General features: G+C 38.2%; 16 protein-coding genes, 1 tRNA gene and 1 other RNA gene. 5 read left to right on the top strand and 13 right to left on the bottom strand.

Annotated elements, in window-relative coordinates:
- Window positions 1–96: 96 nt before the first annotated feature.
- Both F4V57_RS11265 and sppA read right to left on the bottom strand, forming a co-directional pair.
- The gene (locus tag F4V57_RS11265) at window positions 97–891 is read right to left on the bottom strand and encodes an alpha/beta fold hydrolase (RefSeq protein ID WP_070068436.1); all 795 of its coding nucleotides are present in this window, start codon (window positions 889–891) and stop codon (window positions 97–99) included.
- On the bottom strand, window positions 888–1913 hold the full coding sequence (gene sppA, locus F4V57_RS11260; protein ID WP_070068437.1) for a signal peptide peptidase SppA: 1026 nt from the start codon (window positions 1911–1913) through the stop codon (window positions 888–890). Before sppA ends, F4V57_RS11265 begins: the two co-directional genes overlap by 4 nt.
- Before the next feature lie 153 nt (window positions 1914–2066).
- Here sppA and F4V57_RS11255 point away from each other — a divergent pair, with 153 nt between their 5' ends.
- Window positions 2067–3014, top strand: coding sequence for a lysophospholipid acyltransferase family protein (locus F4V57_RS11255; protein WP_070068438.1), 948 nt, complete (start codon window positions 2067–2069; stop codon window positions 3012–3014).
- On the opposite strand, the gene F4V57_RS11250 is transcribed toward F4V57_RS11255, so the two are convergent.
- The 5 genes from F4V57_RS11250 to F4V57_RS11230 form a co-directional block, all read right to left on the bottom strand.
- A complete protein-coding gene (locus F4V57_RS11250) occupies window positions 3003–5477 on the bottom strand; it encodes a DNA internalization-related competence protein ComEC/Rec2 (RefSeq protein ID WP_070068439.1) in 2475 nt (824 codons plus the stop codon). The genes F4V57_RS11255 and F4V57_RS11250 overlap by 12 nt on opposite strands.
- 100 nt (window positions 5478–5577) lie before the next feature.
- Window positions 5578–6261, bottom strand: coding sequence for a lipoprotein-releasing ABC transporter ATP-binding protein LolD (gene lolD, locus F4V57_RS11245; RefSeq protein ID WP_070068440.1), 684 nt, complete (start codon window positions 6259–6261; stop codon window positions 5578–5580).
- Window positions 6254–7489, bottom strand: coding sequence for a lipoprotein-releasing ABC transporter permease subunit (locus tag F4V57_RS11240; protein WP_070068441.1), 1236 nt, complete (start codon window positions 7487–7489; stop codon window positions 6254–6256). The genes lolD and F4V57_RS11240 overlap by 8 nt, the downstream gene beginning before the upstream one ends.
- Window positions 7490–7689: 200 nt before the next feature.
- Window positions 7690–8604, bottom strand: a complete 915-nt coding sequence (locus tag F4V57_RS11235; protein ID WP_070068596.1) for a DMT family transporter — start codon at window positions 8602–8604, stop codon at window positions 7690–7692.
- Window positions 8601–9101, bottom strand: a complete 501-nt coding sequence (locus F4V57_RS11230; protein ID WP_070068442.1) for a YaiI/YqxD family protein — start codon at window positions 9099–9101, stop codon at window positions 8601–8603. Before F4V57_RS11230 ends, F4V57_RS11235 begins: the two co-directional genes overlap by 4 nt.
- Window positions 9102–9308: 207 nt before the next feature.
- Between F4V57_RS11230 and F4V57_RS11225 the strand changes: the two genes are divergently transcribed.
- Together F4V57_RS11225 and F4V57_RS14785 are read left to right on the top strand one after the other, a co-directional pair.
- Window positions 9309–10238, top strand: coding sequence for a hypothetical protein (locus tag F4V57_RS11225; protein ID WP_070068443.1), 930 nt, complete (start codon window positions 9309–9311; stop codon window positions 10236–10238).
- A 34-nt stretch (window positions 10239–10272) separates the two neighbouring features.
- Entirely contained in the window at window positions 10273–10413 is a 141-nt protein-coding gene (locus F4V57_RS14785; RefSeq protein ID WP_171492131.1) for a hypothetical protein, read from the top strand.
- Window positions 10414–10560: 147 nt separating this feature from the next.
- Here the strand turns inward: F4V57_RS14785 and serC are convergent, their stop codons facing one another.
- Window positions 10561–11640, bottom strand: coding sequence for a 3-phosphoserine/phosphohydroxythreonine transaminase (gene serC / locus F4V57_RS11220; RefSeq protein WP_070068444.1), 1080 nt, complete (start codon window positions 11638–11640; stop codon window positions 10561–10563).
- Between the two features lie 482 nt (window positions 11641–12122).
- Here serC and F4V57_RS11215 point away from each other — a divergent pair, with 482 nt between their 5' ends.
- A complete protein-coding gene (locus F4V57_RS11215; RefSeq protein ID WP_141729192.1) occupies window positions 12123–12344 on the top strand; it encodes a hypothetical protein in 222 nt (73 codons plus the stop codon).
- A 161-nt stretch (window positions 12345–12505) separates the two neighbouring features.
- Here F4V57_RS11215 and F4V57_RS11210 read toward each other — a convergent pair.
- The 4 genes from F4V57_RS11210 to coaD form a co-directional block, all read right to left on the bottom strand.
- Window positions 12506–12582 (bottom strand) — tRNA-Met (locus F4V57_RS11210).
- Between the two features lie 73 nt (window positions 12583–12655).
- Window positions 12656–13017, bottom strand: an RNA gene (gene rnpB / locus F4V57_RS11205) — RNase P RNA component class A.
- A gap of 23 nt (window positions 13018–13040) precedes the next feature.
- Window positions 13041–13307 carry a YfhL family 4Fe-4S dicluster ferredoxin gene (locus F4V57_RS11200; RefSeq protein WP_070068446.1) on the bottom strand — a complete coding sequence of 89 codons (267 nt, stop codon included), beginning with the start codon at window positions 13305–13307 and terminating at the stop codon, window positions 13041–13043.
- A 3-nt stretch (window positions 13308–13310) separates the two neighbouring features.
- Window positions 13311–13802 (bottom strand): pantetheine-phosphate adenylyltransferase, encoded by a 492-nt coding sequence (gene coaD / locus F4V57_RS11195; protein ID WP_070068597.1) that lies wholly within the window; start codon window positions 13800–13802, stop codon window positions 13311–13313.
- A gap of 169 nt (window positions 13803–13971) precedes the next feature.
- On the opposite strand from coaD, the gene smpB reads away from it, so the two are divergent.
- Window positions 13972–14448, top strand: coding sequence for an SsrA-binding protein SmpB (gene smpB / locus F4V57_RS11190; RefSeq protein WP_070068447.1), 477 nt, complete (start codon window positions 13972–13974; stop codon window positions 14446–14448).
- A 54-nt stretch (window positions 14449–14502) separates the two neighbouring features.
- Here smpB and F4V57_RS14950 read toward each other — a convergent pair.
- A partial coding sequence (locus tag F4V57_RS14950; RefSeq protein ID WP_228268231.1) for a hypothetical protein occupies window positions 14503–14653 on the bottom strand: 151 nt, incomplete at its 5' end.

Genomic DNA, 14653 nt, shown 5'->3' with positions numbered 1-14653 from the left:
ATTTTCAGACAAAATAAAAGGTAAAATTTTTTATTCGAGCATTAAATTTAATATGTAATTAATTCTCAACAATCTTTAATGCATTAAAAATAATTTTTATTTAATTAACTGCTTAATTGTTTGTACTGTTTGTTTGGGATATTGCAGAGGAAACATGTGCCCACCTTCAACAAGATGGTATGTGATCCCAAGTTTCTTCTGTGCTTTTTGTGGATTTTTTTGCTTTAGAAAAGGACTTTGATTTCCCACCACTTGATCTACCGTTACTTTACTCGATACTATCCCAGGTAACCACCATAAAGATGGCATCTTACGAAAAATTTCGACTTCTACCCGTTTAGGAATGGTCAGGGTCACTCCACCTTGATGTAAATCATCACATAATCCATAACGGATATAGGCATCGAAACAATCCTGATCAAACTCTTTAAAGAAGCCACGCTGACGTAGTCTTATAGCTGCATCTTCACGATTTTGCCAGTGATCTCGCCGGCGAGCGGACAAGCCAGCCGGTGTAAACTTATCCATAAATCCACTTCCAGCATATTTAGCCAAATGTAATGCCAGAGAAGCTGTTCCCATAATTAATGGCGGATCAAGCATAATCACTTGCTTTATCAAATCAGGACGTAACTGTGCTGCCTGATAACTTAACAAGGCACCCAGAGAATGACCGACAGCAATGACCTGCTGTCCCTGATTTTGTAACTCAATACTGTCAATCACTTGCTGCGTCAATAATTTCCATTGGTCATCCACTGGATACAACTCATTAATCCCCAGTAATGGCACATAAATTACCTCGTATTGATCAGATAATGCATCAAATAGAGGTTGATAAGTCTGCGATGGAATACCATTGGCATGCGCAAAGTGAATGACTGGTTTCATTGTAAAGTGACCTGAGATTGTGCTTCAACCTGCTGGCTAATCGATTGACCGATTCCCTGTCCAACAGCTGTTCCCATTTTACCTAAAATTGCCTCTAGCGGATTACGTTGTACTGTATAGTCAACTTTTTTATTGAGTTTCAATTCACGGGATAAAGTGGTGAGATTACCCGTTTTATCCGCCAGTCCAAGTTTGATGGCTTGATCACCTGTCCAGAATAGACCTGAAAATAAATCTGGTGTATTAGTTTTCAGACGACTTCCACGCCCAGCTTTAACCGCATCAATAAAATGTTGATGTACATTGTCCAGCAAAGCCTGTACATGTGCTTTTTCATCAGGGTTAATCGGTTTGGTCATACTCAATACGGCTTTATGCTCACCAGAAGTCAAGGTTCGATCCTCTACACCTAATTTTTTAGCCAGTTCTGAAACACCATAATTTGGCATGATTACGCCAATTGAACCAACAATACTGGATGGATTGACATAAATTTGATCAGCCGCTGATGCGATGTAATACGCACCCGATGCCCCCATATCACTGATCACGGCATATACTTTTTTATCCGGATATTGTTGTTTTTGATAACGTATTTCTTGCCAAATTTCATCTGACTGTACAGGAGAACCACCAGGAGAATTAATATTAAGAACAATCGCCTGACTACCTAAAGCACTAAAAGCACGCTTTAAGGCACGATTGGTATCTTCACTATTTACACTATTTTTATCGCTACCAATAGTACCCTGAATATCAACCACGGCAATGTGTGCAGCAGTCACTCCCGAGCTATTTTCCTCAGTTGTTGTACTACACCCTCTCCCCAGCAATACCACCATCACCAATAAATAAATAAAAGTCAATAACTTAAAGAAAATTCCCCAACGGCGGGCGCGGCGCTGCTCTTCAACAGAAGAAAGAACCGCTTTTTCCAGAATTTTCCATTCTTGCCCAGTAGGTTGTGATGTTTCTGTTGATTTTTGTGAGTCCACGGGAGGTTTGGGTGGCCATTCAGACATAAAATGATCCTGATTTAATCAATGTGCTTAATTGTTGACAGATATGTTAATCGATACAATGCTATACACGTACATATTTTATATCTGTCACATTACAGCATATAATACCCAACACATATTTATTTTTCTGACTTGTTTAATTTTATTTTTGTTATGCACAAACAACCGCCAGGGCTTGTCACCTTAATTAAAACTGTAAGCAAATTACCGATTCGTTTTTTGCAGGGTATTGCCAAGGGACTGACCTATACACTGATTAATCTGACCAAAGCAAAAACACTTCATGCTGCCCGCCTGAATCTGGATATTGCTTTTCCAGATATTTCTGCACAAAAAAATGAACAACTGCGAAAGCAGGCTGCCATTAATGAAATGACCGCTTATTTTGAATTTTTTAAAATTTGGGGCAGTTCTACCCAGCAAAATATTGATCGAATTCATTATGTTGAAGGTGAGAAGTATCTGCGTGATGCAATAGAAAAAGGTCATGGTGTTGTACTGGTCATTCCACATTTTGGTACATGGGAAGTCATGAATGCATGGGTAAGTCAATATACACCCATGACCATCATGTATAAGCCATTAAAAAATACTGCTGTTGATCAATTTGTACGAGAAGCGCGTAGTCGTCAAAAAGCAAATCTAGTGCCGACGGACGAAACCGGTGTCAAACAGGTTTTTAAAACTTTAAAACAAGGTGGTACAACAGCAATTTTGCCAGATCATAGTCCGGATTTTGAAGGTGATTTTACCAACTGGTTTGGTATACCGTTATATTCCAGCCATTTAATTGCAAAAATGGTACAAAAAACCAAAGCCTCTGCGTTATTGCTTTATGCTTTTCGTAATGACAACGGTGGGTTTGACATGTTTATTGAATCGTTGCCTGAACAAATTCAAGATCGTCAGACTAATGGTACAGCTTTGATCCATGAAGCGATGGAGAATTTAATCCACCGTTATCCTGAACATTACCATTGGAGCTATAAACGTTTTAAGGCAAATCCTGACTTACGCAGAATTTACGATCTACCTTACGAGCAAGCCATTACAATTATTCGAAAAATGCAGGCAGACAACCATTACCTGTCAGGGCAATAACCATTGCTTTTCATCACGTGCAGCAGACCATTGCCAGATATGTTGTGGATCGTTCAACTGAATATGGATTGCACCAGCATTAATCGTATCTACCATATAAATGTCTAAATCCTGTAATCTTGCCAAGACTTCCGCTGTTGGATGACCATAACGATTTTCTGCACCGACAGAAATCATGGCCATTTTAGGATTAAGTGCCTGCAAAAATTCATAGGCTGAACTGTATTTACTACCATGATGCCCAAGTACAATTAAATCTACTTGTAAATCAGGATATCTTTGCAGCAGTTTATATTCACTTTCCCAGCCAGCATCGCCCATAATTAAAATCCGAAATAGTGTTTGCTGCATAGGTACGCTAATCAATACGACACAGGAAGATTCGTTCTGATCTTGACGTGAATCATCGGTAGAAGGATGCAAAATATCAATTTTCACTTGCTCCCATTGCCAGTTTTGTCCTTGATAACATTGACTAAACGGAATCCCAGGGAAATCGGTAATCTCTGGATTGGCAACATTGGCACGAATACGCTGTACTTTCATCTGCTCAACGACAGTTGCGAGCCCACCGCTATGATCATCATCCAAATGCGACAACAACACTTCATGCAAACGATAAATACCCTGACCTCGCAAAAAAGGGACAATTTGTTGTTGCGCCATTGAAGCCATTGCAGATGAACGATTACCTTTAGCTGTATCAATCAACATTTGATGTCGTTGTGTACGTAATAATACCGCCTGACCTTGTCCAACATCTAACACATCCAGTTGTAGCATTGGTCGTGCTTGTTGCTGAAATAAAATCGGAATCAAAAATAAAATAGCCCAATAGCGTGGAATTAAACCTGAAGGTAAACAAATCAATAGTAATGCCATGCTTAGACTCAGCAAACTATTAAATGTTAGAAAACTGCTTAAATATAGATATTTGGCAACTGGTTCAAATAACGTTAATAGCATATTAAAAACATACAATGCCAACGCAGCACATGACCAGACCAAGCTTGCCAGTCCCGGCCAGATTTGCCAGACACATGCAGCCACAATATCCAAAGGCACAATTACAAGTGTTAAAAACGGAATAGCAATTAAATTAATTAAAGGAGAAACCAGTGATACTGCTTTAAATTGCCATAATACAATCGGTAATAAAGCCAAAAAAATTCGCCATTGTGATTGCCATAAAATCAGCAAAGCTTGTATGCATTTTTCCCACCATGAATACATAATAGAAGGCTGCTGCAATCCCTGATAAATAAACAGCATCACTGCCGAGGCTCCAAATGATAACCAGAATGCAGCCGACAATATGGCAAAACTGTCCCACAACAATACACACGATGCAGCAAATAACAGTAAAGTAAATCGGGAAATATGAATATTTAACAATAACGCCAAACTACAAATAGTCGCCATCAACCATGTACGGATTGCAGGAATTTCAAAGCCGGTAAATGCTACATAAAAACTAATGGTTAACAAAAAAACTGGTAAATAGACCCATTGTTTGGGAACCTTCAGATACAATTTTTGTAAATGCCCCAAACGCATCAATACTTGTAGCCCTTGTAATAAAACCCAGCTTAACATCGCTGCCAATAGCAACACATGTGGGCCGGAAATGGCCAATAAATGGCTAATCCCCATAGTTTGATATAATTGTGTCGTATCTTTATTTATTCCAATACGGTCACCTGTTAATAGCCCCAATAACAAGGCTCGTTCCTGATCCTGCTGGTTTAATGTCAAATAATTACGATAGTCCAGACGTAATCGTTCAATCCATAATTGCCAACGAGGTAATAATCTTTTTTGTTGTTGTACAAATTGATACCATCCTCGCTGTTCAATTTCACTGACACTGATGGGCTGACTAAAGCGTACGCTGGCTGTTCCTTGAATATTTTGCTGTAATAACCAACGTTCTGTATCAAAACCGCCCGGATTAACATTACCCTGTGGTGGCCTTAATTCCACGGTCACCTGATAAAACTGTCCAATTTGTAGATTTTCAGTTGTTGTTCCTTGTAATTCACCTTGCTCATCATAAATTTGTTTTGGATAAAGTAATATCTTTAAGCTGCGCTGTTGTTGTGGAATCAATAATTGTGCAACTTGCCGTTGCTGCTGAAGCTTGCCTTCACTTAACTGTTGAATATAAACAATGCCTTCAATCTGTTGTTTTTGTTTTATCTCTGAAGCTAAATATTGTTTTAGCTGCTGATCGGCATAACTCCACCCTGCCAGAAATACACTACAAATCATAATCATCTGTAACATAATACGTAACATGGCATGTGGCTGAAGCAAGCTTTTACACCACAAGAAGTAATAACCACATCCGGTCAGAATTGCAACAGGCCACCACCAAACGGATGTTAAACGATTTAAGCTTTCATCCGTTAAACCAATTGCACTGATCCCCAGAATCCAGGCCAGTAAAAAGCATCTGATCATTGAACATCTTTATTATTTTTTCCACGTTATTTGATGTTATAAAGGTTAATCCTGAATGAAACAAGATTAACCCAATTTTTTCAGTGTTTTATATGACTTTTTACAGCGTATCCCAAACACCGTCACGCATTTGTAGAATTCGATCAGCTGAATGCGCTAGTGATTGATCATGAGTCACAATCAGCATGGCCATATTACGCTGTTTCTGTAAATCACGTAATAAATCAAAAATTCCTTTTGCCGTATCTACATCCAGATTACCTGTTGGCTCATCTGCCAGTACAAGATCAGGATCTGTTACCAATGCACGAGCCAATGCCACACGTTGTCGTTCACCACCTGATAATTCACCGGGTTTATGATCCATACGATGTGACAAACCCACCTGTTCCAATAACTTTTCTGCCTTGAGCTTGACCTGTTTAAACTGGCTATCGGCACGTAACATTAAAGGCATTGCCACATTTTCCAGTGCAGTAAATTCCGGTAAAAGATGATGAAATTGATAAACAAAACCTAAATGCTGATTACGTAAATTTCCCCGTGTAGTTTCATCCAAATGATCAAAACGCTGACCATTCAAGAAAACCTGCCCTTCTGTCGGACTATCCAGCCCACCAAGTACATGCAGTAAAGTGCTTTTTCCAGAACCACTGGCACCAATCACCGCAACAAATTCACCACGATGTACCTGTAACTGAATACCACGCAAGACATCAACTTTATTACGTCCATCATCAAAGCTACGATGCAAATTTTGACCTTCCAGTACAATGTTACTCATAGCGTAAGGCCTCCGCTGGCTGAATTTTTGCTGCACGCATTGCTGGATAAATTGTTGCAACAAAACTCAATAATAAAGAAGCAACAACAATCGTTAATACATCTGATACTTCAACTTGTGAAGGTAAATAATTAATAAAATAAGCCGCAAATAAGTTTAAACCAAAAGCATTATTCACCCAGCCTAAAATGGCACTGATGGATGATCCCAAAATAACACCCAATACTGCACCGGATAACGTTCCAATCGCACCAATTACAGTGCCTTGTACCATAAAAATTTTAACAATAGTTGAGGGTGATGCACCTAATGTTCGCAAAATGGCAATATCAGCTTTTTTATCGGCAACTGTCATAACCAGAGAGGACACAATATTAAATACTGCAACCAATACAATCATAAACAGTAATAAGCCAATCATGGCTTTTTCCATTTGAATAGCACTAAACAAGCTACCATGTGTATAGGTCCAATCAGAACCATAGTAAGAAGCTGGTCTGTCTTTTAGTACATCCTGTACGACTTCTGGGGCAGCAAAAATATCATCCAGCTTTAAACGAATACTTTGCGCACCATTTGGTAAACGTAATAAGGCGGCAGCATCATTTAAATCGACATAAGCCATCATGCCATCTACTTCAGCACCAGTATCAAAAATTCCGACAATCGTAAATCGCTTGAATCGTGGTACAACACCGGCAGGTGTTGGCGTGGCTTCCGGTAAAACAACCGTCACCTTGTCACCTTGCTGTAAACCCATGGCATCTGCCATTTTTTTACCCAGCACAATCCCAAATTCACCTTGCTTAAGATCATTAAGGGAACCTTGTGCCATAAAGTTTTGAATGACTGAAACTTTAGGTTCATATTTGGGATCAATACCATTGATCACCATTCCGGCAACCTGTCCCTGTGCGGTGATCATACCCTGCAATTGTGTAAATGGTGCAGCAGCAACCACATGTGAATATTTTTCCAATTGTGGAATTTGTTGCTGCCAATCCGTGATGATCTGATTAGATGAAATCGTTACCTGTGGCACCATACCCAAAATACGATTTTTTAATTCGCGATCAAAACCATTCATCACAGATAACACTGTAATCAGGACGGCAACACCCAGCATCAAACCAATGGTTGACACCACTGCAAAAAAAGACAGGAAGTGATTGCTTTTTCGAGCCCGTGTATAACGTAACCCTATAAATAATGAGATCGGTTTAAACATACGACCTTATCCGAAATAATCAAATGTTCTTGCAGTGCAACTGACATGACACTGCAAGGCTTATCGTCTTTCATAATGTGGTCATTATTGTTTAAAAAACCACAGCATACGCATTGAGCAGCATGTTAGCATGAGATTTCCCCATACTTGCACAATTTAAACAAATTCATCATTCACGATTTGCCATCGACCATGTTGAATTAATTTTTGATGCTGCTACGATCCAGTCGCTGTCTTAACATCATCTGAATATCTCGCCAGAAATATAGAGCTAGTCCAAAGAAAATCACCGCTACTCCAAAATATACTGACACCGATAAATGTTCATGATTCAGAGTCACCCCCACGACCAATGCCAAAATTGGTGTAAGTACATTGGTTAAAGAAATTGTAGTTGCCGAAATATTTTGTACTAGTTTGAAATAACAAAACATAGCCAGCAAAGAGGCAATAATGACGGTATAAGCCACTGCAAACATGGATTTAAATGATGGCAAAGTAACGGGTAGATCATGCCAGATAAAAGGAATCAACAACAAAGCCAATAATGATGAACAAACAATTGAGCCTGTTGCCTGCACAAACGGTTTTACATCTGCGGCAATTTTTTTAACAAAATAAATTGAAGAGCAATATACCGATACACTCAGCAACATTAAAATAATGCCAAAAATACTAAAATGCATGGATTGTTGTGCTAGTAAACATACACTCGCCAGCCCGATCAGAGATACCAACATGCCAAACCACTGTAATCCTGATAGATGTATATTAAACCAAATGACCCCGATTAAGCCCGCAATCATCGGAGATAAACCAAACATTAATGCAATCATGCCAGAAGATAAATATTCCGTGGCAAGATAGGTAAAAAATTGCGATCCAATCAAACTTAAACTACCAGCGAGATAACTTAGACATGCTTGTTTATCAAGTTGAATTGGTGTTTTAAAAATCAACAATAATAGCATTGCCAAAGGTGCTGCCAGAAAAAAACGGATCACCATTGCCCATAAAGCAGGAATCGTTTCTGTACTCCAGACAATCGCCAGTGGTGTAGAAGACCAGATTAAAATCAGTAAACCATAGGTAACAATGGCATTACGTTGACTCATTTGCATGAAAAATTCCGAGAATTTTTTTGTTTTTGTAATTGTTTACGAATCGTTTGTTCCAGTGCGTTGGAAAACTCCCGTTTATCTCGCTCATTCATTGCCGCAGGACCACCAGTCTGCACACCTGCACCACGCAACGTATCCATAAAATCCCTTAAATGTAATCGAGCTTTAATATTGAACTGGGTAAAAATCTCTCCACGAGGATGAATTGCGATTCCACCTTTTTCAATGACCTGTGCTGCAAGCGGAATATCTTGAGTCACCACAATATCTTCAGCTTGCATTTTTTCCACAATAGCTTTATCTGCTTCATCTGCACCAGCCATAACCTGTAAACACTGAATACGCTGGGATCTTTGAATATTTAGGGTCTGATTGGCGACAAAAACCACGTTAAGCTGAAAACGATCAGAAGCACGCAAAATAATATCTTTAAGTAGATTTGGCAGAGCATCAGCATCTACCCATAATTGAAACGCGGGGGAAAGGGACATCATTGTTTTCTATTACGGTTGGCAGGTTATATTATAGCTGAATTTCAGTATTCAGACCTTTACTCATCAACCCCAAAAGCTAATTTTTTAAGTACTTTATTTTATTTTTAAATTAGTCAAGCATTTAAATTACGCTTTGCCCCTTGAAAAAAACAGACTTTTCCTTATTTTATATAAAATATAACAAGTTATTTAAACTGGACCATTATGAACATAAAGCAACAACCAGAAATGATCGAAATTAAATGTGATAATTTTGGTGGTCATGCAGAGCACTGGAAAATTCTCACATCACAACCTGATCAGGATGTTGGTTTATGGCTTCACACTGCATTGGATGCAGCCAATTTTCCTTTCGGACTATGTCAGGATGAGCAAGATTTACCACAAAATATCTGGCTGTTACAGGGGCCGCAAGACACCATTCAAATCACTCAGCTAATTGCAGTAAAAAATCATAAACCTAAACATTTAATTACCGCATTTCCAGTATTACAAAGTCCTTATCGATTAAGTGCGAAAATTTCCAGAATACTATCTTGTCCTGAAAATTGTGAAGCAGTATTAAGACTGGAATTGGACAATGGCAGCGTTATTTATGGTTATGATGCCTTATATGCGGTTAATCAAAAACAATATCAACGCAACATCTCATATAATATCGAGGTTAATGCTTGGGCATATAATCTGGAACAAGTGCCCGATAAAGAAACTATGCTGATCGAAGATCCTGCCGCTATTCGCCATCATCGTGCGCTCAATGATATTTTGTCCAAAAATCATGGTGAAACACCGGATGATTTACAGGACCAATTGGCAGCATGGCAACCTAGTTGTCCTGAAGATGAAATGCCTGTCACACTGGATATATCCAAAATGGTCGCCTATTTATATGGTGAAAGTATTGGACAGGAAGATGAAGCTTGGTTTCAGGGTGATATTGTTGGTAAAACTTCAAGCGTCTTTATGGATAAAAAATTTATCTTATATGATGTTGCCATTATGCGAGAAGAAAATAGTCAACCTGTTATTTTACGCCTTGCTTATCCAGAAGCGAAAAATCAATTTAAAATTGGGCAATATATTCGTGGGAATATCTGGATTCAATTTAAAATATATGACAAAATTGAAAACTAAGCACACTTTTTAGGCAATTAAAAAAGGCATAACAATGAAAAGTAATGTCCAACAGCCACAGAGCAATATGACTTCGCTACTTCTATCTGATCTAAAACTGGATAAGTTTTCTGTTTTATTTTTTATTTTAGGTAGTATTTTATGTGCATGGTTTTTACATCAGTTTATTTTTTAAACTCTATATCAACAGCAAACATAAAAAATCGGCAATATGCCGATTTTTTTTTACAGATATAATTTATCATCTTTGTAAAATCCATTAAATTCCCCCACTAATAAGAAGGAATTTAATGCATAGATATTTTTTCAAAAGAATTTTTAATTAACCATGTTGACGAGCGAAATCCTGCATAAAATCAACCAATGCTTGTACACCGTCTAAAGATACAGCATTATAAATACTTGCTCGCATACCACCAACAGAACGATGCCCTGCCAAATTAAGTAAATGATGTTTTTCTGCTTCAACAAGAAAGGTTTTTTCAAGTGCTGCATCAGCCAAAGTAAATGGCACATTCATAATTGAGCGGTAATCTAACGCAATTGGATTTTGATAAAACTCACTTTGATCAATATAACCATAAAGTAATTCGGCTTTTTGCTGATTAATTTTATGAATAGCATCAACACCGCCTTGTTCTAGTAACCATTCAAAAACCAGACCAGATAAATACCAGGAATAAGTTGCAGGCGTATTGACCATAGAACCATTTTTTGCCTGATCTGCATATTTTAGGATACTTGGAATTTCCAACTTACTTTGGTCAAGTAAATCCTCACGGACAATCACAATGGTTAAACCTGCTGGACCAATATTCTTTTGTGCGCCCGCATAAATTAAACCAAATCTAGAAATATCCAATGGTGCAGATAAAATACTTGAAGATAAATCTGCAACTAAAGGTGCCTGAACATCTGGAATAAATGGAAATTGTATACCACCAATCGTTTCGTTTTCGGCATAATGCACATAAGCAGCATTATCTGATAAAGCCCAAGTTTCTGGAGATGTAATGGCTTTTTTACCATCAACATCAGTACCGGCTTCAATCACATTAATTTCGCCATAACGCCTGGCTTCTTTTAAAGCCTTTTCAGACCAAATACCAGTATGAATATAATCTGCCTTATTATTTTTACCTAGCAAATTTAATGGAATTGCTGAAAATTGTAATGAAGCTCCACCTTGTAAAAATAGAATTTTATAATTTTCTGGAATATGCAGTAATTGGCGTAGATCAGTTTCAGCTTTTTCTGCCACAGCGACAAAATCTTTACTGCGATGACTCATTTCCATAATGGAAAGGCCTTTACCATGCCAATCTAGCAACTCTTGTTGCGCTTTTTCCAATACGGCGGTAGGTAATGCAGCAGGTCCTGCACAGAAATTATAGGCACGCATAAGATTTCCCTTAAGTGACTCGTCTTGAATACTAAACATTTTAAAAAATACATTTAAGCATATTTTAGCACTCTACAAAAATCATTATTCTCTATAGCTTTTGTGATTTTGATCACTTGCTTTTTACAAATACACAAAACAAGATAAATTAAGTTACATGGATTTTTAAGCAAAATGTAATCCATTAGTAAAACAAAAGATTATTTTTTCAACATATCGTTATATTTACTAACAAACTTAAGGAAACATTATCATGATTTTTTCACAGTAAAAAAACAAATCAGGGTATTTTGTATTTTTACAATGCCTTTATGTTAATCCCATGTCAAAAGTATTCATCATTTCCTGTATCTTTTATAGCATTTGCAACGTATTCAGCGTTGATGCCAAAAATCGCTGAATATCAAAAGAGTCTTTATTTCCAATTTATGCCAATTTGGAGTTTGACTCATTTTTATACAATGAAATTTAAGGATGCCATTATGAAACTTACTCATGCTTTATTAATCACTGCACTTTCTGCAACTTCTTTTGCTACTTTTGCTCAATCACAGACAACCGATGCTTCTCAAGCAGCAGATCAGCAAGGTACTATCGTTAATACTTCTGAAGCTCCTATAGCAACTGCGCAACCTGCAAGTGGTGACACATCTCAAGGTTCCACTGACAGCAATACAACACATGCACCATCACATCCACAATAATTGTATTGTGAACACTCCCTAACAAAACAATTTAAACTACAGCAAAATTAGGGGCATTCATTCTGGAAATATTACATGCTGTTGAATGCCCTTACGATGAAGTAATTTTGCTTCATTTTTTGCACATAAAAAAAGATCATGCAGGTGCATGATCTATTAAATGGTGGCTATGACTGGACTTGAACCTGTGACCCCAGCATTATGAGTGCTGTGCTCTAACCAACTGAGCTACATAGCCAAAAACTGTTGGCGCATTATCTTGATTTCCAAAACTTTCGTCAAGAAAAATCTACACCAAAATTTCAAAAAATCTGTGAAGTGAGCCGATAAGCCGGGTTCTGTCGAAGACGATCATTCCTCTAGGCATGCAATTACTCACATGCTCAAGCAACCTACCCGGATCCAGCGCGGGTCACGCCTCAGGATCCCTATTTGGTCTTGCTTCAGGTGGGGTTTACCAAGCCATGAACTGTTACCAGACATGCGGTGCGCTCTTACCGCACCCTTTCACCCTTACCGCCCACAAAAATGGGAGGCGGTCTACTCTCTGCTGCACTAGCCGTCGGCTCACGCCGCCCAGACGTTATCTGGCACCTTACCCTTTGAAGCCCGGACTTTCCTCTCCTACTTCAGTCACGAAGACCTTCATAGCAGCGACCGTCTGGCTCACTTCGGCGCACATCTTAACAAAAATTTTCAGGAATTGCTTAAATTTTTCGTTGCAATGATACGTTGATATTTTTGCAATAACTGCTGTTCAGATTCCGGATGATCCGGATCATGTGGTATACAGTCTACCGGACAATACATTGAACATTGTGGTTCATCAAAATGCCCGACGCATTCTGTGCATAAATCCGGATTAATTTCGTAAATTTCCTCACCCATATAAATGGCTTCATTTGGACATACAGGTTCACAAACATCACAGTTGATGCATTCCTCTGTAATTTTTAATGCCATAATTTACCAGCCTTGTTGACGTTTTTGCTCAAAAGCATCACTGACAACTTTTGGGACAAATTTACTGACATCTCCTTGTAAACGCGCAATTTCACGAATTAACGTTGAAGAAATAAAAGAATATTGCTCAGAAGGTGTCAAAAATACCGCTTCAAAACGATTATCCAGTTGGCGATTCATGTTGGCAAGCTGAAATTCATACTCAAAGTCAGACATGGCTCGTAAACCGCGTAATACCGCTGTTGCCTGCTGTTCCTGAAAAAAATTAACCAGTAACCCATCAAATCCCACAAATTCAACATTGGACAAATGACTAAGCGATTGTTTGGCAAGCTCTACACGTTCTTCCAGACTGAATAATGGTTTTTTATGGTGCCCAATGGCAATTCCAACCACCACTTCATCGAACATCCTGGCAGCACGGCTAACGAGATCGATATGGCCATTGGTAATTGGATCAAAAGTCCCTGGATAAATAACTCTGGTTTTAACCATTACTAGAGTGCTCATTAAAAAATCCTGTTTATTCTAGCAAAAACTTGATTTTTTATCTAAAGTCCGCATTGTTTTGTTATATGATGAAAAACAATGTTTGGTCAATACACTGATGATTCATTGTCATTTCAAATGATTCAGGTTTATTTTTGCGGAAGAAATTGTTTTTATGTCCAATGTGAAAGTCGTTAAAAAAAATAATGGTGGCACAATTGCTCAAAACAAACGGGCCCGTCATGACTATTTTATTGAAGAAAAATTTGAAGCCGGACTTTCATTACAAGGCTGGGAAATAAAATCCCTGCGAGCAGGACGCATGAGTCTAGTCGAAAGTTATATTATTTTTAAAAATAATGAGGCTTTTTTGTTTGGCGCACAAATTCAGCCCCTACTCTCTGCATCAACACATGTGGTTGCCGAAGCCAATCGTACCCGAAAGTTGCTACTCAATCGTCGCCAAATCGACACCTTGCTAGGAGCTGTTAATCAAAAAGGTTATTCCTGTGTGCCTTTAGCCTGCTACTGGAAAGGTCATTTAGCCAAACTGGAAATTGCACTGGTTAAAGGTAAACAGTTACACGATAAACGTCAAACCGAGAAAGATCGAGACTGGCAACGTGATAAAGCACGCATATTTCATCGTTAAATAAAAAAGCCCAGTACCATATAAACTGGGCCTTTTAAATTGCCAATTAATCCATTAAATTTTTGAGTCTACCACTGCTTTCAATCTAGGTTTATAGAAGCCAAAATATCCAATAATCAGAATAATAAACCAGATTGGACTGACTTTAAGCGCTTCAAATGTATCGGTTTCCAGTGACATAATATAAATCGTGCCAATAAAAAAT

It is taken from the genome of Acinetobacter qingfengensis (genome assembly GCF_008693185.1).
Taxonomy (GTDB): Bacteria; Pseudomonadota; Gammaproteobacteria; order Pseudomonadales; family Moraxellaceae; genus Acinetobacter; species Acinetobacter qingfengensis.
The sequence above is the reverse complement of the archived record's forward strand: the minus strand, read 5'-3'. Positions and strand labels throughout refer to the sequence as shown.